This is a genomic window from Bacillus sp. PK3-067 (genome assembly GCF_056738645.1).
Map to the genome: position 1 here is coordinate 2,335,698 of NZ_CP096490.1, position 18,775 is coordinate 2,354,472.

The 18,775-nt window shown below is 32.6% G+C and carries 13 protein-coding genes and 1 pseudogene; 13 read left to right on the plus strand and 1 reads right to left on the minus strand.

The window, feature by feature from the left end; all coding sequences use genetic code 11:
- Positions 1-169: 169 nt before the first annotated feature.
- The 3 genes from pepD (at position 170) to M1D73_RS12175 (ending at position 3,322) form a co-directional block, all read left to right on the plus strand.
- Positions 170-1,639 carry a beta-Ala-His dipeptidase gene (gene pepD / locus M1D73_RS12165; protein WP_000287556.1) on the plus strand — a complete coding sequence of 490 codons (1,470 nt, stop codon included), beginning with the start codon at positions 170-172 and terminating at the stop codon, positions 1,637-1,639.
- Positions 1,640-1,884: 245 nt separating this feature from the next.
- Positions 1,885-2,694: a papain-like cysteine protease family protein gene (locus M1D73_RS12170; protein ID WP_000678370.1), complete on the plus strand. Its 810-nt coding sequence runs from the start codon at positions 1,885-1,887 to the stop codon at positions 2,692-2,694.
- Positions 2,695-2,719: 25 nt separating this feature from the next.
- The gene (locus M1D73_RS12175) at positions 2,720-3,322 is read left to right on the plus strand and encodes a hypothetical protein (RefSeq protein ID WP_000517279.1); all 603 of its coding nucleotides are present in this window, start codon (positions 2,720-2,722) and stop codon (positions 3,320-3,322) included.
- Positions 3,323-3,565: 243 nt separating this feature from the next.
- Here the strand turns inward: M1D73_RS12175 and M1D73_RS12180 are convergent, their stop codons facing one another.
- Positions 3,566-3,817 (minus strand): response regulator transcription factor, encoded by a 252-nt coding sequence (locus M1D73_RS12180; protein WP_000827560.1) that lies wholly within the window; start codon positions 3,815-3,817, stop codon positions 3,566-3,568.
- A gap of 374 nt (positions 3,818-4,191) precedes the next feature.
- Here M1D73_RS12180 and M1D73_RS12185 point away from each other — a divergent pair, with 374 nt between their 5' ends.
- The 10 genes and pseudogenes from M1D73_RS12185 to M1D73_RS12230 all read left to right on the plus strand — a co-directional run bounded on the left by M1D73_RS12185 (position 4,192) and on the right by M1D73_RS12230 (position 18,774).
- Entirely contained in the window at positions 4,192-5,070 is an 879-nt protein-coding gene (locus M1D73_RS12185) for a helix-turn-helix domain-containing protein (RefSeq protein ID WP_000397979.1), read from the plus strand.
- A gap of 140 nt (positions 5,071-5,210) precedes the next feature.
- Positions 5,211-5,489 carry an AbrB/MazE/SpoVT family DNA-binding domain-containing protein gene (locus M1D73_RS12190; RefSeq protein WP_000842216.1) on the plus strand — a complete coding sequence of 93 codons (279 nt, stop codon included), beginning with the start codon at positions 5,211-5,213 and terminating at the stop codon, positions 5,487-5,489.
- A gap of 615 nt (positions 5,490-6,104) precedes the next feature.
- Entirely contained in the window at positions 6,105-7,355 is a 1,251-nt protein-coding gene (locus M1D73_RS12195; protein ID WP_001032358.1) for a hypothetical protein, read from the plus strand.
- Positions 7,356-7,422: 67 nt separating this feature from the next.
- Complete coding sequence (locus tag M1D73_RS12200; protein WP_121868692.1) at positions 7,423-8,181, plus strand: TSUP family transporter; 759 nt, start codon at positions 7,423-7,425, stop codon at positions 8,179-8,181.
- A 252-nt stretch (positions 8,182-8,433) separates the two neighbouring features.
- Positions 8,434-9,093: a CatB-related O-acetyltransferase gene (locus M1D73_RS12205; RefSeq protein ID WP_000876934.1), complete on the plus strand. Its 660-nt coding sequence runs from the start codon at positions 8,434-8,436 to the stop codon at positions 9,091-9,093.
- Between the two features lie 473 nt (positions 9,094-9,566).
- Positions 9,567-10,880: a D-alanyl-D-alanine carboxypeptidase family protein gene (locus tag M1D73_RS12210; RefSeq protein ID WP_000677648.1), complete on the plus strand. Its 1,314-nt coding sequence runs from the start codon at positions 9,567-9,569 to the stop codon at positions 10,878-10,880.
- Between the two features lie 92 nt (positions 10,881-10,972).
- Positions 10,973-11,098: pseudogene (locus M1D73_RS12215) on the plus strand (acyltransferase family protein); the annotation flags it as partial.
- A 202-nt stretch (positions 11,099-11,300) separates the two neighbouring features.
- On the plus strand, positions 11,301-11,891 hold the full coding sequence (locus M1D73_RS12220; RefSeq protein WP_000265880.1) for an SGNH/GDSL hydrolase family protein: 591 nt from the start codon (positions 11,301-11,303) through the stop codon (positions 11,889-11,891).
- A gap of 1,059 nt (positions 11,892-12,950) precedes the next feature.
- The gene (locus tag M1D73_RS12225; protein WP_000858613.1) at positions 12,951-14,204 is read left to right on the plus strand and encodes an MFS transporter; all 1,254 of its coding nucleotides are present in this window, start codon (positions 12,951-12,953) and stop codon (positions 14,202-14,204) included.
- Between the two features lie 13 nt (positions 14,205-14,217).
- Entirely contained in the window at positions 14,218-18,774 is a 4,557-nt protein-coding gene (locus M1D73_RS12230) for a non-ribosomal peptide synthetase (protein WP_121868691.1), read from the plus strand.
- Position 18,775 lies beyond the last annotated feature (1 nt).

The following is an 18,775-nucleotide window of genomic DNA, read 5'->3' on the forward strand; positions in this document are numbered from 1 at the left end:
TTATTATTAAATGAGAAAAATCGATATAGATTACAACGCCCTTACAATATTGTAAGATTGTTGTACATAAAATGAACAATAAAAGTTAAAACAAAGGTAAAATAATGAATCATGGTATAATGATATGAGACTTACATATTATTTTGTCATTTGGAGAGGAGCTTGAAAAATGTATTCTACCTTAGAACAATTAACAAAGCACCCTGTATTTTATCATTTTGCAGAAATTTCAAAGATTCCTAGAGGATCAGGTAATGAAAAGGAAATTAGTGATTATTTAGTGGGCTTTGCAAAAGAGCGTAACTTAGAAGTCATTCAAGATGAAGCATTAAATGTCATTATTAAAAAAGAAGCAACAACTGGTTATGAAAATGTACCAGCTATTATTATTCAAGGTCATATGGATATGGTTTGCGAAAAAAATCAAGCAACAGTACATGATTTTGAAAAAGATCCAATTGAATTACGAATCATTGGGGACATGTTATATGCAAATCAAACAACTTTAGGTGCTGATAATGGTATTGCAGTTGCGTATGCATTAGCTTTATTAGATTCGAAAGAAATTCCGCATCCAGCACTTGAAGTCGTTATCACTACTGAAGAAGAAACGACAATGGGCGGGGCTTTTGCTATTGATCCAAATCATTTTGAAGGAAAGATATTTATAAATATTGATTCTGAAGAAGATCATAAATTACTTGTAAGTAGTGCAGGTGGTGCGAAAGCTGTTGAAACAATTCCCGTAATTTGGGATGAAACGCCAGCGAATATGGATGCATACCGTCTATATGTTGGTGGCCTAAAAGGCGGACATTCTGGTATGGAAATTGATAAACAACGCGGTAATGCGAACAAAGTATTAGGACGAGTATTACGTGATTTATCGGCACATACGGAGTTTAACATAAGTGAAGTTCACGGCGGATTAAAAACGAATGCAATTCCGCGTGAAAGTGTAGCTACACTTTTAATTCGTACAGAAGATGTAGGACAAGTAGAAGAAAAACTAGAATCATGGACACGTGTATTACAAGAAGAAATGCGTGCTGTTGATCCAGATGTTCATGTTACACTGACAAAATTGGATGAAACAGTTGAAAAAGTATTTGCTCAAGAGACACAAAAGCAGCTTATTTCATCATTATTCTTAATTCCAAATGGCATTCAAAGTATGAGCATGGATATTAAAGGTCTTGTAGAAAGCTCAACAAATTTAGGCGTTATTGAAACGTTGCAAGATGAAATTAAGTTACGTAACGAAGTGCGAAGTTCTGTAAGTAGTTTAAAACAACATGTTGCAGAAGAAATCAAATATATTGCTGAATTAGTTGGTGCTACATTTGAAATAGAGTCAGAGTATCCAGAATGGCCATACAATCCAAACTCACAAATTCGTAATTTATTTGAAAAAGTGCATCAAGAAAAATACAATAAAGAAATTGAAATCTTCGCTGTGCATGCGGGGATTGAGTGTAGCGCATTCGTTCAAAAAATGCCTGAATTAGATGCAATTTCATTCGGACCAGACATTTTTAACGTCCACACCCCAGATGAACATATCAGTATCTCTTCTGTAGTGAATAACTGGGGATTCTTCATTGATGTAATGAAGGGTACAAAAGAATTAGCTAAGTAATAACGACGAAATAAAAAGGAGCCTATAAAAATTTATAGGCTCCTTTTTTGTATTGGAATTTATCCCGCTATTTGCCGAGCAGCCCGATTGGTTTAACTAACAATCAGTGGGGGATGAATAAAACCACTACTGATCAAAGTTTCACTTTATGAGAAGTCATTTTTCGTTAGTATGTAATATTAAGCTTGAACAATTAATAAGGATGAATTGTTGATGTTTTTTAGTACTGATGAAGGGGTGGAGAAATGAAGGGAAGAAAGCATTTTATTGTTTGTATGTTTTTATTGTTCTTCACATTTAGTTTTATTGGTGTTCAGAAAATAATAGCAGAGGAAGTTGAATTTACAGGAACAACAGCTCCATTGAATGTTAATGTTAGAGAGGCAAAAAGTTTGAATGCAAATATTGTAGATGTGATTCCCGGAAATACAACAGTATCTTTTAAAGGATGGGAGTATGGTGAAGCGGTTAAAGATTACTGGACAGGAAATTTAGATAATCGTTGGTTTTATTATTTTAAAGATGGAAAAAAAGTATATGTAACGTCAGCGTATATTAATGGAAATCCTCCAAATACATCAATAGATCGTAAATTATCTGTACCTAACATATTACAAGAAAGATCAAATTGGTGTTGGGCAGGCACTTCGGTTTCAGTTTTAAATTATTTTGGGAAAACTCCTTCACAAGATCAGTACGTTAGGTATGTTAAGGGTGGATCATATAATAATCCTGCAACTTCACGTGAAATACAATATGGATTATCAGGATATGGTGTTAGCTCAGCTATAAGTTCTGGAGCAAAATCATATGATTGGTTCAAAAGTCAAATTAATAGTAATCAGCCGATGATTGCACTCATTATGTGGCAAAATGGAGCTAACATCGGACACTTTCTAGTACTTGATGGATTTTATAAAGGGACAAATGGAACAGATTATATAACGTACATGGACCCTTGGTATGGTGATCATTATAATCATAATTTCAGTACGTTCCATAACAATAATAATTTTTGGTGGAGTGAAACTGTTTATAATATCCATGCAAACTAATAATATTAAAAGCGGGGGTTCATAAATGGGAAAACTACTTAAGCTTGTGATACCGTGCATGTGCTTAATGACCGTTATTATTTTCGCTAGTAAAATTAGTTATGCATCAAAAAATAAAAGTGAATCAGTACAATCGATCGCATTAAAAGATTATCAATATAGTAAGGGAAGTTCTTCTGAAAATTTAAGTTTTGAAAAAATAACAACATCTCCATTTTCGTTACCAATCTATACAACAATTCCAGCACAGCAAATTTTAAATAGCTCTGAATTTAAGAATTTACTATTACCAACAAATGAAAAGCTGTGGTTTATTATGAAGGGTGAGCAGCCAGAAGGACTAATTGTTGCGAATGATATTGAACCGATTCGAACGGGCGGAGAAAATAGAAGTAAAGATTTATATGGATTATATACAGCAATAAAGAATAATACAAATGAAACAAAAGATATTAGTTATTTCGAATTTGAAGGGCAAGGAATATTGGTAGTAAATCAAAATAATGATCAAGAAATATACCTTAGTAAAGGTGCCGCTGCCATATTAAAACTTCCTACTGGTCAAAAAGTATTGAGCAGTGAAGTATTACAGAAAATGAAAGAGAGAATTGTAACTGGTTTTGAATAGTGGTAATGTCTGATTCTTTTTTGTGTTTATACAGGGTTGAATAGGGAACAGGATCAATGGTAGCATTAGGGCATCTTTACTGTTTGAAACCTAATAGTGTATATAAAAAGGTTAGAGAAGTTAATTCTCTAACCTTTTTATATTAATGTATGAAATTTAAAAACTGATGGAGTAAACCAAATAATAAAAATTTGTCTGCTCTTCTATTTTTATTTGCAATTTAAACTCGTTATATTCCGCTATCTATTGTACAACCTTTTTACATAGCTGAATTTTTTTATTTGAAAATAAGGGTGCATCTATAAAACCATAATGATAGACTAAAATACCTAATTCCACTCTAGAATTAATATGCCATTTTTCTTTAATATGATTAATTATCGTTGAAATTCTTCGAGGGGTAACATATATTTTTTTGGAAATTTCTGCATCTGTATATCCTTTTGCTACATAAATAGCTACTTCTAACTCTCTTTCGGTCAACATTCTTTTCATAAAATACGCTCCTTCGAAATTATTTATATAAAAATCAAAAGAAACTATTAAAAGAAATAAAGGTGAAAAATCATATTTATTTTAATCAGGCTATTTGCGGATAGTAAGATTCCCACCTCAAAATTTAGATGTGGCAAAGAAGTCTAACTCCCTGTAAAAGCCTGCCTGGAGTGGACTAATAATCAGTGGGGGGATAAAACTCCCATTAATTATTAGTGAACCATTTTTTAATAATTTCTCGTATTGTAATACAAGTTTGTAAAAGAAACTATAAATCCATATAATTAGTAATTGTAACTATATTAATTTTACATTACATTAAAAGTTGGGAAATATTCTTATACTCATAAAGTGTTACATTTGAGGGAGGAAAGATGGAATTCTACAATCTTGGTATTATTATTAAAGAACTTAGAAAGAAAAAAAACATGTCACAATCTGAATTATGTCATGGAATATGTTCACAAAGTCAAATTAGTAAGATAGAAAAAGGTATTATTTATCCATCTAGCATATTGTTGTATCAATTATCTGAAAGACTTGGTATTGATCCAAATTATATATTCGCACTAACCAAAAATAAAAAAATAAAATATATTGAAAATGTAAAATGTGTAATGAGAGATTGTGTGAAACAAAAACAATATAATGAGCTTTACGAAATAGTAAAAAAAGAGAAAGATGAGAATAATTTTCAATCAAAAGAAGATAAACAATTTCTATTATGGCATGAAGCGATTGCTATATATTATGTAAATGGAGCAACAAGTAATGCCTTTGACATTTTAAATAGAGCACTAAAACAAACCTTAAGTAGTAGTAACTTTTTATCAGAAAAAGAAATAAGCATAATGAATTCAATTGCTATAATACATGCAGAAAATGAAGAGTATGAGAAAAGTATAAATATATTAAAACAAAGTTTAATTAATTTTAATAAGATAGAATTTCCTAGAGAAAAAGAAATCAAATTAAGACTCATTCATACGTTAACAAAATGTTTACACCTTGCAAATCAATATGAAGAAGCAATAAAGTATAGTGAAATAGGTATAAAATTAGCGATAAATATGAATACTTTATACTTATTAGGTGAATTATTTTTTGAAAAAGGTGCAATTTTATTGAAAGTTCAGCACTCTAATGAAGTTGGTTTAACAGACATAAAAAAAGCATTATTTATATTTGAACTAACTGAAAGAAAACAATATATAAAAATGATCAAGGAAAAATATATTAAAAATCAAGAATAAACAAGAAAGAATTCTAACATAAACTATTCCTAATTGTTATTTTTTTCTAAAAAAAGTACTGTAATACGAACTATTCCTAATTGTTGTTTATTGCTAAAATAAATACCGTAATATTAGATAAATATAAAGGGTGGCATTTTATGAAATCAAGAGGAATTACTCGTAAAGCAGATAGCATGGGGCGTATTGTTATTCCAATGGAAATAAGACGGAGTTTAGGAATTGTAGAAAAAGATTCTCTTGAAATGTTTATAGAAGAGGACCAGATTATTTTACGAAAATATCAATCTCCAAGAGCTTGTGCACTTACAGGGGATATTTCAGACAGCAATATTTCGTTAGCGAATGGGAAGATTATTGTAAGTCCAAACGGGATGGAACTGTTAATAAAGAAGTTACAGCAATATCTTTTAAAATAAAGTGAAACTTTAATCAGGGGGAGTTTTGTTCATCCCCACTGATTATCAGCCCTCACCAATCTTGCTTTTATGGGCAGCCCGAACCCCCACCTAACTTCTTTGCTTCCGCTGTATTTTAAGGTAGGGGTCTTACTGCCCGGCAAATAGCGGGGTAAAAGGTAAGTAAGAACTTTAAAATAGAATATACTTGAAAAAAATTCCTCTATCAATTTAGGGGTTTTTTTATTGTTATCAATAAAATTGAGGGGCCGTAGTTCGTTCAATGGAATACGAATTACTTCATAAATAGTCTGACTATTTTTTATAAAAAAACTATTCATTTACATTTTTTGGTTTCGTGTTATATTTTTAATGTTAACATAGTTGTATTGAAAATTCTGATTTCGAAATTAGGAAAACTTTAGAAAATGAAAGAGATTTTTAAATTAAATTTACCAATTCAATAGAGGTTCGTCGGGGAAATGTACCTAAGAAGAAATCTCTTATAATCCACGTTTTTTATTTGTAAATCGGTAGTTCTAATAGCTCTGACGAAAAGCGAAGGAGCAAAAAAGAAATGGATAGTTTGTTTAATAGAAGATAGGGTATAAAAAATAAAACAACGGAGGTTTTATAATGAATAAAGGAATACTGCAGATTACAGAAATTGAAGAAATTAGCATTCCTAATGTATTGAAGGATAAAATGAAGAATCTGATAGAAAATGAATTGAAAACTCATAATCCTTATACTTGTGATCAAGAAATAGCAGCATATTTTTCAAAAGAGTGGCTTAATTGTTTGATTGACTATTCAAAGAAAAATCCGAATTCAGATATGAAAAACCTACTACATATAATAAAAATAGCGAATTGTGGCGGAAACGTACCACCTACTCTTATTAAAAATACTCCATGTGATCCTATGGAAACACTATTACCTGGGGAAAATCGCAGAGGTTTTAATTATGGCGAAGACGAACACGATAGAATGAAAAAATATTTTTATGCAGAATGGGTCACATGGCTTTTTGCCACACTTTTTAATTATGATGCTTTAATTCACCCATCCGAACATGCAGGGAAAAATAGATTTCATCTTATTTCACCTTTAAACAACGATGAAGTTTTGCGAAATGTCGGTGCAAGCACCGGTGGCGGGAACTTTTATCAACATAACGATGCCACAGTGTATACAGATATGAAAGACCAATCAGATATTGAAGCAAGATTGAAAACATTCAATACGAATTTAGAAATTGTATCAAATAGACTTAATAAATCCGTGGAACGAATAGTGTCTGAAATTACTTGTGGAAAATTTACTAGAGTTGATGCTCTTTTATTAAAAGGAGTGTTAAATTTAAAAACTCAAACTCATATTGGAACGCCAAAATTACTGCAAAAGCATCTTGAAGAAAATCACTTCAGTAAAGATGACATATTGGCGGTAAGTAAAATGCCTATTGCTCATATCGCAGGAATGGCTGATGGTGAAATATCGGGATTTGTAGGAGAAATAAACCAAATTATATTTTTAGATGATAATGGTGATATTATTGCAACTTGTTTGAATGGAGCGGAAAATAGATTAATTTATGTGGGAGAAAGTGAAGAAGAAAAATTGAAATTTGACATGTTTTTAGAACTCTTACGAACAACGCCTACATATAAGGTTCCACTTACATCTGAAGATTTATTACTTATACCAAATTCATACTATGGTAAACAAACAAATGTAACTCATGGTAGGGAAAGGTTATCTGAGGAAGAATATAAAATCCCGATTGGAAACAATAAATATGGAAGAAGAATTGTTTGCAGACAATACGTTTCCAGTCGATTACGTGATCAAAAAGAAAGTTACTTTACAGATTTAATTAACTAGTTTAAAGAGAGGAGGGACGATGGGGAGGTTTGGGTTATAATAGCTCAAGCCTTCCCATATTCTTTGTATGGATTTTACTATTGAATTACTTATACTACTATTTTTAGTAGCTGTATTAGCAGGATGGATAGATACGATTGCTGGGGGCGGTGGTATGATAACTATCCCGATAATGTTATTAGTAGGTATGTCTCCTTCTGTAGCGATAGCAACTAATAAACTACAAGGGAGTAGCGGAACTCTCATGGCAACAGTGTTTTTTATTAAGAAGAAAGAAATTAATCTTAAAGAAATGCGTTTGTCCATCTTAATGACCTTTTTGGGATCCGTTTTCGGTGGATGGCTTGTTTTACAGATACGAGCAGAATATTTAATCATGATATTACCTTTTTTACTTATTATTATTGGTCTTTATTTTCTATTATCTCCAAATATAGCAAACGAAGATCGACCGAGAAAAATAAGTATGTTGTTGTTTGTGTTAACAGTGGCTCCATTCCTTGGATTTTATGATGGTTTCTTCGGCCCAGGAACAGGTAGTTTAATTGCTTTAGCGTTCATTCTTTTATGTGGATATAGTGCTACGAGAGCAACTGCAAATGCTAAAATCTTGAATTTTACAAGTAATTTCGCTGCTTTGTTATATTTTATTATTTTTGGCCAAATCGATTGGACAATTGGGTTGATTATGATGCTTGGTCAAATTATAGGATCGTATATTGGAGCGAAGATGGTGCTTACAAAAGGGACGTCATTAATACGACCAATAGTGGTTATTGTTTGCTTTGTCATGGCAATTAAAATTTTTTTACAAAATATAAACTAAATGTAATCAATATATTATTTGGATCAAAGTTAGAGTGTTTTCATGTTCTTATTGCAGTATTACGCTGTTTAAGATGTGTTCAAAATTACACAATTTGACTAGTGTAATGTATTGCGTTATGCTTTTTTTAGTATAAAAGAAAGGCTTGAAGATAATGATTCGTCGTTTGAGAAAGCTAAAAAATGTAGCTGTCGTAGTAAGCTTCTAAGTAAATAGCAAAATATATAATACTTAGAAGCGAGGAATAAAGTTATGAAGTATCCATTATTTAATCATTGGTCAGAAACAAAGTATATAAAAGATATAGTAACAAATCCACTCATTGAAGTGGGAGAGTACTCCTATTATTCAGGCTATTATAGTCATCAAAATTTTGAAGATGGCTGTGTAAGGTATTTGTGGGGGGATGCTAAGTCTCAAGCACTTTTCAATCCAATTGAACAGATGGGATGGCATCTTGATAAACTCATTATTGGGAATTATGTTTGCATTGCAAGTGGAGTAGTCATTTTAATGGGTGGTAACCATAATCATCACTCAGAATGGATTACAGTATATCCATTCGCTGAGCAAATTGAACAATCATATGAACCTAAGGGTGATACAGTCATAAAAAGTGATGCTTGGATTGGAATGAATGCTATAATAATGCCTGGCGTTACTATTGGTGAAGGGGCAATTGTTGCTGCAGGATCTGTCGTAAGTAAAGATGTTCCGCCGTATACAATAGTTGGTGGAAATCCTGCTAAGGAAATAAAGAAACGATTCACTGATACAGAAATAAACATGTTAATGGAAATGCGTTGGTTTGATTGGGATAGGAAATTGATTGAGAAGGCAATTCCGCTGTTATCTAGTCCATCCATCGAACCATTATTTGCTTTTTATAAAAATGAAGTGAAAAATAAATAAATCAGTTAGAAAAACTACATCCAGTATAGGGTGTAGTTTTTTGATTACAAAAAACTAATAGTTTAGACTAAATAAAATTCATCTCTAATATAGGTCTAGCAAATAGCTGAATTGAATAATTAAAATCATTGATAGCTAATAAAGCATTAACGGGCAGTAAGACTCCCACTGATTAAAGTTTCACTTTATTTTTTGTAAATATGGAACAAATGTAGCATCTAGATTGTCTATTAATTGTAATCCTAAAAAATATGAAAGTGCGAATCATTTTGAAAAATATAAGGGGATTAAAAATAGGGATATGTGTGGGAGTACAAAGTATCAGGGCACCTAAAAGTGTCGGATGAGATGGTCTATATGAAAGCGATCCTAACGTCTAATATGTATATATAATTTGAGAACACTGTCTATTTTTTTGAGATTATGTTAGAATAACGCTTTTTTTGAGTACAAAGGTATTGGAGGTAACAGAAGTGAAAGGTATGTTTTGCAAGAGATTTATTGCAATAGTAACAGTGCTTACACTATTTTTTAGCATGTTCGTTACATTTGGAAGAGCAGCAGCGGAAACAGTTTCTGCTATAGACGTTGAAGCGGGATCAGCAATTTTAATAGAAGCAAATTCCGGAAAAATTTTATATGAAAAAAATGCAGATGAATCATTGGCAATTGCTAGTATGACAAAAATGATGAGCGAATACTTAGTTCATGAAGCGGTGGATAAAGGAAAACTTAAATGGGATCAAAAAGTTAAAATCTCTGAATATGCACATAAGATTTCGCAAGATCGTTCATTATCAAACGTTCCATTAGAAAATGGTGGCTCTTATACGGTAAAAGAGTTATATGAGGCAATGGCAATTTACTCTGCAAATGGTGCAACAATTGCTTTAGTTGAACAGATTGCTGGTAAAGAAGTCAATTTTGTAAAAATGATGAACGATAAGTCGAAAGAGTTTGGAATGAAAGATTATAAATTTGTAAACTCTACAGGCTTAACAAATCAAGATTTAAAAGGATATCACCCAGAAGGGACAACTCTAGACGAGAAAAATAAAATGTCTGCAAGGGATTGTGCAATTTTAGCGCAACGTCTTATTCAAGATTTCCCCAAAATATTAAATACAGCAAAAATTCCTAAAAAAACATTCCAAGAGGGTGGTAAATATCCAATTGATATGGCGAACTTTAACTGGATGTTAAAAGGTTTAATTAAGCAATATGAAGGTGTAGATGGTTTGAAAACAGGAACGACTCCAGAAGCGGGAGATTGTTTCACTGGTACAGTAGAAAGAAATGGTATGCGCCTAATTTCTGTAGTGATAAAAGCAAAATCTCATACGGCACGTTTTGATGAAACAAAGAAATTATACGATTATGGATTTGCGAATTTTGAAGTGAAGAATTTCTATGGAAAAGATTCAGTAATAAAAGGATATGAAACAGTTCGAGTGGCAAATGCAAAAGACAAAGATGTAGTAGTTCAAACGAAGCAAGCTGTTTCACTTCCAATGTCGAAGGGCAATAAAGACATTTATAAAAAAGAATTTAAAGTATTGAATAAAGAACAAGAAGCGCCTATTAAAAAAGGTGTAACAATTAGTAAAATGATTATCTCGCCTAAAGATAATACAGATCCTGGGTTCTTATCAGGTAAATCATTACAAATAGACCTTGTAACAAAATCTGATGTGGAACAAGCAAAGTGGTTTACACGTTTTATACGTAAAACAGGATCTTTTTTTAGTGGCATGTGGGATCGTTCGATTGATATAGTAAAAAGCTAATTTTATAGGATACAACTAAATATTAGTTTGAAACAAAAGATTTCAAAGTACTATAGATTCTTATGTGGATAGCTTGGAATGTCAGGGTGTAATTTTTCCTTCTTACTTTGTGCATTGTAATGACACTACTTTTTTCTATAGTTTCATATCATTTAATCGAAAAGAAATGTATCAACTGGGCAAAACAAAGAACAATAAATTTTTTGAAAAAAGTATAATTCCTAGATAGATTTTATTTCTTTAGTAAATATATGAATATGACCGATTCCTAAGTATACTTAGGAATCGGTCAATTTTAGATTCTAAATGTAAATATAGTAAAGTGGAATATAATTGAAATCGAAAACCACTTAGAAATAACAATTACGGTGTGAGCTATTGTATAGTATAGATATGGTTAACAATAAAGGGGGAATACATATGTGGAAGCGATTTGTAGCAATTGGCGATAGTTTTACAGAGGGGATAGGGGATGAAGTTGAGGGGATTGCATTAAAAAGCTGGGTAGATCATTTTGTTCAACTGTGTGAAAATGATATAGAATATGCCAATTTTGCAAAGCGTGGGTTAGTAACTAAAGAAATTCAATCGCAGCAATTGGAAAAGGCGCTAACTTTTAATCCAGATTTGGTTAGTCTCATTGCAGGGGCAAACGATGTTTTAAAAGGACGTTGGAATCATGATGCATATAAGAACGATATGGAATTTATGATAGATACATTAAGTAAAGCAGGGGCTGATATTATTATAGCAAACCTTCCAGATTTTACAGTTAGGCTTCCTTTTGCTTCTGAAAAAAAACAAGTAATAAAAGAACAATTATTAGAGGCAAATGAAGTTATACATTCACTGAGCAGAGAGTATAAGCTTCATCATGTTGATTTTTGGAATCATCATTTAGTTAATGACAATACGCTTTGGTCTAAGGATTTAATTCATCCAAACTCAAAAGGATATGTAAAAGTTGCTGAATTAATTTTTAGTAGTTTGCCTGTACAGAAGACAAAATAATAGTTTGCAATGTAACGAATATGATATTAATTGTATGAAGCTATGTTTTTTAGTAAATAGAAAGAACTAAACATTTAGCAAACAAAGCGTTTCTACGATATATTTCTACAGTAGTGCACAAATACAGAATCACAAAGAAAGATCACTTATGGAAATAGGTGGTCTTTAAATGTTTTTATAACTAAATTAGTATATACTGTATTACTAACAGTTTCGTACTACATAAAAATTAAGTTCTCTTATAGAAAAACTGATTTTATATTATCTTAAAATATAATAAAACGTTCAAATCATATTTTGGGTATGTATCTTAATTGTGAATGATGTGTAATTTTTTTTGAAGTATAAATATCCAATAAATAAAATAGGTAGTAGCTGCAGAAGTATTAATACTATATTATTCAATTCTTGTTATGAGTACATTAGTGATTGGTAATATTATATTTTTATTATCAACTTTAGTTATTGGAATTAATTTGCATAGAAAATATGTAGGATTAGAAAAAATATACTTTATTGTATATTTTTTTTGTTTAGTTGGATTTACGGTCTCTTTAAACTATTATGTTAATAAAATTAAAAAACTTAATTCTTAATACCCTTATGGTTAAAGCTATCTATAAAATGAAAATATAACTAAATAATAGTTTGTTATGATTTGTGGATTTGGTTTTTTATCCGAATTTTCTGATTCAAATATTTCAACTTTATGAATATAGTAGGTGAAATATTTGTGTGATAGTATTTGAGATAGAAAAAAGCCAACTTTAAAAAGGATGTGAATTGAATGTGTAAACGACTGTAAAGGGTTATATTAAGGCAACGTTTAGCTGTTATTAGTGTAAGGTAAAGATATATTTTGTAACAGTTGATATAAAAATGAAGGAATAGGTACGCTTTCGTTTGTCTGACTATTTTAAATATACGAAAAATAAGACTGATTTGAGTTTTGACGAAGTTAAATTCTAGGTGAGGTGTCAATACTGATTAATTAGGTTTAATAAAGAGGTACCTTATACGCAAAAGCGTTTATATTAGTAACCTAAGGAGCTTGCTTTTATGAAAACTACTGATTCAAAAGGCCTATTAGGAAATAGGGTTTATTTACAAGTTTTCTCTGCCTATTCATTGCTTATGCTTGGTGTTTTTATTGATATGTTAGCGATTATGACTATAGTTGGGTTTGAATGGGAAGTAGATCCTACTATGATTGGATTGATTCCTGTTGCATATGCACTTCCTGGAATTATTTTTGGCTCATGGGCAGGTGTTATTGCGGATCGTTTTAGAAAAATTCCAATTATGATGTTCTGTAATCTAATGGTTGGTCTAATAACAATTGCTCTTTTATTTGTACAAGATATCCACTGGCTCTTAGTGGCATTAATGATTCGTTCTATTTTTATTGTTTTCTATTATCCTGCACAGCAAACACTAACAAGACAGATTGTATCCCCGGACTTGCTTACTAAAGCAGTAAGTATCAACGGAATAGTAGAGCAGGGTACAAAGATAGTAGGCCCACTTATAGGGGGCATGTTGCTGAGCTGGTTTCAACCAGAGTTCTGCCTCATTATAAGAGCTATAAGTTGTTTATTAGCTACCTTAGTTCTCATACCCACAATAAAATTTAAAGAAACTATATCGAAAGAATTTGTTGAAAAGCAAAAACAAAGTACTTGGACCGCTTGGGTACAAGGGTGGGGTTATGTGTTATCTAATCGGATAATATTATCAACCATGATTTTCGTTACAATAGCCATGGCAGTATTACAATTAGTAGACTCACAATTCCCAACTTTATTTAAGAGCTTATTCCCACATGATAAAAGTAAAATGGGATATATCATTTCTATTATTGGTCTTGGCGGAATACTTGGTGCATTACTAACTCAGAAATTAAAACAATTTCAATATGGCTGGGTAGTATGTGGAGGTATGGTTTTAATGGGAATTGGTTTTGGGGGGATTGGTTTGATAACGCCCGGTACGGTCTTCGTTTTAGCTTATTTAATTAGTTTTATCGCTGGTATCGGAAGTGGGCTGATGCTTGTATCTAATCAAGTCATTTTACAAATAGAATCCGATCAAGATCAAGTAGGAAGAGTATTTGGTATACAAAGCAGTTTAACAAACGCAGTTCTAATTATTTCTCCTGCTATGAGTGGTCCATTAGTGCATTTGTTTGGAGTAACTCAACTCTATGTTTATGGAGGGATTGGGCTTGTTATTATTGGAGTAATTGGAGTTTCACTGCAGAAATATTTATGGGCTAAACATAAACACGAACCTATAAGAGCAAATAATTTTTGAAGGGAAGATTTTTATGACCAATGAGGAATGCTATCCATTAAGCCATCCGCAGCGAAGAATATGGTATACAGAAGTCGTTCATTCTGATAAAGGAATATGTAATTTAAGATTTTTATTTAAACTTCATCGAAAAATGAATTATTCAAAATTAAACCAAGTTGTGAATCGCGTTATCAGTGAAAATGACGGTCTGTGCATTAGGTTAAAAGAAAATGGGCATCAGGAACCGAAACAATATTTTACTAAACATGAAGAACAAGAATTTGAGTTTTTTGATTTCAGTAATGTGGAGAATACAAATTTGCTTGAGGAATGGATTGAGCAGAAAACAAAAGAAACGTTTACATTATTTAATTCAAATTTATACTATTTCGCTTTAATAAAATTAAACGATAATGAATGTGCAGTCTTTGGAAATGTTCATCATATTATTATGGATGGTTTATCAATTCAAATATTTACTGAGCAGATTGCAAAATATTATTATGACATGCATAACGAGAATGAGGAAGGCGAAATTAAAAATTCATATGTTCAATTTCTGACCAACGAACAAACATACTTGAATAGTAGTCGCTTTCAAAAAGATCAAAAATTTTGGTTAGAGGAATTTAAAACACTGCCATCTGTGACTGGATTGAAGCCTTATAATACGTACCAAGTTAGTACAAAAGCATCACGTGAGACGTTTATATTAACGGAACATTTGAAGAGAAAGATAGAAAAATTTTCTGAAGATTACAAAAATAGTTTATATACTCTTTTTGTTGCTGCTTTTTCGTTGTCCATGTATCGGTGGACCTCATCGCTTGATATTGGTTTAGGAATGGCTTACGGCAACCGTATGACTAAAATGGAACGAAAATTGATTGGAATGATGGTGAGTACAGTTCCTTTAAGAATGGATATTGATCCAGAAGAAGAAGTACTTTCATTTATTAGTAGAGTGTCCAGAAAACAAAGTAAATCATTAAGACACCAGAAATATCCATTTGATTTGTTATTAAAGCAGATTAATAAAGAGAATAACAGTAATGTGAGGCTTTTCGGAACTACGATTGATTATAGGGATCGTGATGAAAGTGGTGACTCACTATGGATTCCAAACCGTGAAGAAGTACAAGATTTTGCAGTTCATATTGAAAATCTAATTGATATAGACTCTTTACATGTACATATTGATTATCGTGAGGAGCTATTTTCTAAGGAAGAGATAGAACGATTCTTTAACGTTATGCTAGTGATACTGGAAAATATTTTTGAAAACCCAAAGCAGAAGGTGGCTGAAATAGAAATCATTTCTGAGGAAGATAAAAGAAAAAGTTTAGTTGAGTTCAACAATCCTAAACTGGATGTCCCACCTCAAGTAACTATTCATGAAATGTTCGAACGGCAAGCGATGATTTATCCAAATGCTATTGCAGTTACGTATGAAAAAGAAAAAATTACTTATAAGGAGCTTAATGAACGTGCAAACGAGTTAGCTCATTATCTGCAGAAAAAGGGAGTAGGACCTGATACTTTAGTTGGACTGTGCGTTGAACGTTCCCTCGAAATGATTATAGGTATTTTAGGAATTTTGAAGGCTGGTGGGGCTTATGTTCCACTTGATCCAACATATCCAGAGCAGCGACTTCAATATATTTTAGAAGATGCTAGCATTCAGTTATTCGTAACGCAAGAAAGTTTAAAAGAATTGAACTGGTTACCAGAAAATGTTGAGTCGATTTGCCTGGATCGTGATCAAGATGAGATTGGGAAAGAAAGTAAGACTTTGCCGGTTTCTAGTGTCGGTCCCAAAAATCTGGCATATGTAATCTATACTTCGGGATCAACGGGAAATCCAAAAGGCGTTATGATAGAGCATCACAATGTTATACGGTTATTTAAATCGACGGATTGTTTGTATCAGTTTAATGAAAAAGATACTTGGACGCTTTTTCATTCGTATGCATTTGATTTCTCAGTATGGGAAATTTGGGGAGCGTTATTATATGGTGGGAAATTAGTTGTTGTTCCGTACTGGATTAGTCGATCACCTAAGGATTTTTATCAAGTATTGGTGGAGGAAGAAGTCACAGTTCTAAATCAGACACCTTCCGCATTCCGCCAATTAATACGAGTGTGTGAACAAGAAGATAAGAATAAAAATTTGCAGCTGCGTTACGTGATATTTGGCGGAGAAGCGTTAGAACCTATTGGCTTGTTACCGTGGTTTCAAAGGTATGGGGAGAAAAAACCACAGTTAATTAATATGTATGGAATTACAGAAACTACAGTTCATGTTACATATTATCCAATTACTCAAGATGATGTGCAGCATGCTTCAAGAAGTAATATTGGAAAGCGGATTCCCGATTTAGAAGTGTATATACTAGACGCTTATCAACAACCTGTTCCTATAGGTGTTGATGGTGAACTTTATATTGGTGGAGCAGGATTGGCACGTGGATATTTAAATAGACCTGAATTAACAGCAGAGCGTTTTATATCTCATCCATTTAGTAGTAATCCGAAAGAAAGATTATACCGGACAGGAGACTTAGCTAGGTATTTGCCAGATGGGAATCTAGATTATCGTGGAAGAATTGATCATCAGGTTAAAATACGTGGTTTCAGAATTGAGATTGGGGAAATTGAGTCTACTTTAAATACATATGCATCTGTAACAGAGGCAGTTGTAATTGTAAGAGAAGATCAGCCGGGCGATAAAAGATTAGTAGCATATGTTGTAGGAGATGGAAATGTAGATGCGTGGAGAGAGTATCTTAAAGCGAAACTACCAAGTTATATGGTTCCTTCGGGATTTGTGGCGATGGAAGCTATTCCACTTACAGCTAACGGTAAAGTTGATCGTGAGGCCTTACCTATGCCAGAGGAAAAGCAGATTAATAGTGAATGGGTTGGCCCTCGGAATAGTAACGAACAGATACTGACTGCCATTTGGAAGCGAGTATTAGGTGTTAAAAAGGTGGGAATCTATGATAATTTCTTTGAAATTGGTGGCGACTCGATTCTCAGTATTCAAATCATATCTCAAGCAAGTCAAGTGGGGTTAAAACTTACTCCAAAGCAAATGTTTGAATGCCCAACTATCGCTGAGCTGGCACAAGTGGCTATAGAAACGCAGGGAGTACAAGCGGAGCAGGGAATTGTGATAGGTGATGTGCCTCTTACTCCAATTCAGTGCTGGTTCTTCGAGCAAGAACATCCACATACAGAGCATTGGAATCAATCAATGCTTTTAAGAGTAAAAGAAAGATTGAATGTGAAATTACTAGAGGGAGCGATATTAAATTTACTGAAACATCATGATGCTTTACGTTTCCGGTACGAACAGTTACCAAACGGAACGTGGAGGCAGAGAAATGAAGGGACTGATGAGCTGTCAGTACTCCATGTTGTAAAACGTAATCAAGTTAATGAAAAAGAGTGGAATAAAATAATACAAGAAGAGATGAACATTAATCAAGCTAGTTTCAATTTAGTTACTGGTCCGTTAATGAGAGTAGTGTACTTTGAAGATAACTTGACTGGAAATGATCGAATATTCTGGGTGATTCATCATTTAGTAGTAGATGGAGTGTCATGGAGGATTCTATTGGAAGATTTACAGGTGGTATATAACCAGATGAAACAAGGTCAAGAAGTTCGCTTACCTGCGAAAAGTACATCTTTTAAAGAGTGGTCTGAACGACTCCAGACATACAGTGATTCGGGTATTTCAAAAGAAGTACAAAATTATTGGAATGAACAAGTAGAAAAAGAAACGATGAAAATTCCAATGGACTATCCAATACAAGAAACAACAGAAGAATCGATTGATCAAGTGACGAGGACTCTAGGAATAGAAGAAACACAAACATTGTTATACGAAGTTCTAGTCACTCATAAGACAAGGATTGATGAGGTACTATTAACGGCATTAGGACAAGCTATCGTTGATTGTATAAATCAGCAAACCGTTTCTATTCATCTAGAAGGACACGGAAGAGAAGAGATGATTGAAGGTATTGATTTATCAAGGACAGTGGGCTGGTTCACGAGTATTTATCCCGTTCATCTCAATTTTCAAGGAACTCAGACACCTATTGAAGGGTTAAAGGCTGTCAAAGAACAATTACGTCGAATTCCAAATCGCGGAGTTGACTATGGTATTTTACGTTACTTGAATAAAGGATTACTTCCGTTTTATCAGCAAAAGCCTTCAATAAGCTTTAACTATTTGGGCCAATTTGATCAGGTGTTTTCAAGGGACTCTTTGTTTATGCAAGAGACAGGATTTACATTTTTAGATCATGCTCCAGATTCCAAACCGTCTCATCTAATTGATGTTATCGGAATGGTGAAAGATGAAAAGTTACATTTTATTTGGATGTATAGTAGGGAACAGTTTTCTAAATTGAAAATTCAAGTGATAGCAGATGGTATGTTAAGGCATCTCCGTCAACTTATAAATAAACCAACAACAGAGTCTGCTTTTACGGTATCAGATTTTGCTGATGCAGAGGATCTTACGGAAGAAAGCTTAAGCAAAGTATTACTTAAATTAACAAAGAAGAGGGTGTAAA

Excerpts from the sequence above, each read along its gene's own strand:
- pepD (WP_000287556.1), top strand. The coding sequence starts at position 170 with ATGTATTCTACCTTAGAACAATTAACAAAGCACCCTGTATTTTATCAT.
- M1D73_RS12195 (WP_001032358.1), top strand. The coding sequence starts at position 6,105 with ATGAATAAAGGAATACTGCAGATTACAGAAATTGAAGAAATTAGCATT.
- M1D73_RS12230 (WP_121868691.1), top strand. The coding sequence starts at position 14,218 with ATGACCAATGAGGAATGCTATCCATTAAGCCATCCGCAGCGAAGAATA.
- M1D73_RS12205 (WP_000876934.1), top strand. The coding sequence starts at position 8,434 with ATGAAGTATCCATTATTTAATCATTGGTCAGAAACAAAGTATATAAAA.
- M1D73_RS12180 (WP_000827560.1), bottom strand. The coding sequence starts at position 3,817 with ATGAAAAGAATGTTGACCGAAAGAGAGTTAGAAGTAGCTATTTATGTA.
- M1D73_RS12200 (WP_121868692.1), top strand. The coding sequence starts at position 7,423 with ATGGATTTTACTATTGAATTACTTATACTACTATTTTTAGTAGCTGTA.
- M1D73_RS12185 (WP_000397979.1), top strand. The coding sequence starts at position 4,192 with ATGGAATTCTACAATCTTGGTATTATTATTAAAGAACTTAGAAAGAAA.
- M1D73_RS12220 (WP_000265880.1), top strand. The coding sequence starts at position 11,301 with ATGTGGAAGCGATTTGTAGCAATTGGCGATAGTTTTACAGAGGGGATA.
- M1D73_RS12175 (WP_000517279.1), top strand. The coding sequence starts at position 2,720 with ATGGGAAAACTACTTAAGCTTGTGATACCGTGCATGTGCTTAATGACC.
- M1D73_RS12225 (WP_000858613.1), top strand. The coding sequence starts at position 12,951 with ATGAAAACTACTGATTCAAAAGGCCTATTAGGAAATAGGGTTTATTTA.
- M1D73_RS12170 (WP_000678370.1), top strand. The coding sequence starts at position 1,885 with ATGAAGGGAAGAAAGCATTTTATTGTTTGTATGTTTTTATTGTTCTTC.
- M1D73_RS12190 (WP_000842216.1), top strand. The coding sequence starts at position 5,211 with ATGAAATCAAGAGGAATTACTCGTAAAGCAGATAGCATGGGGCGTATT.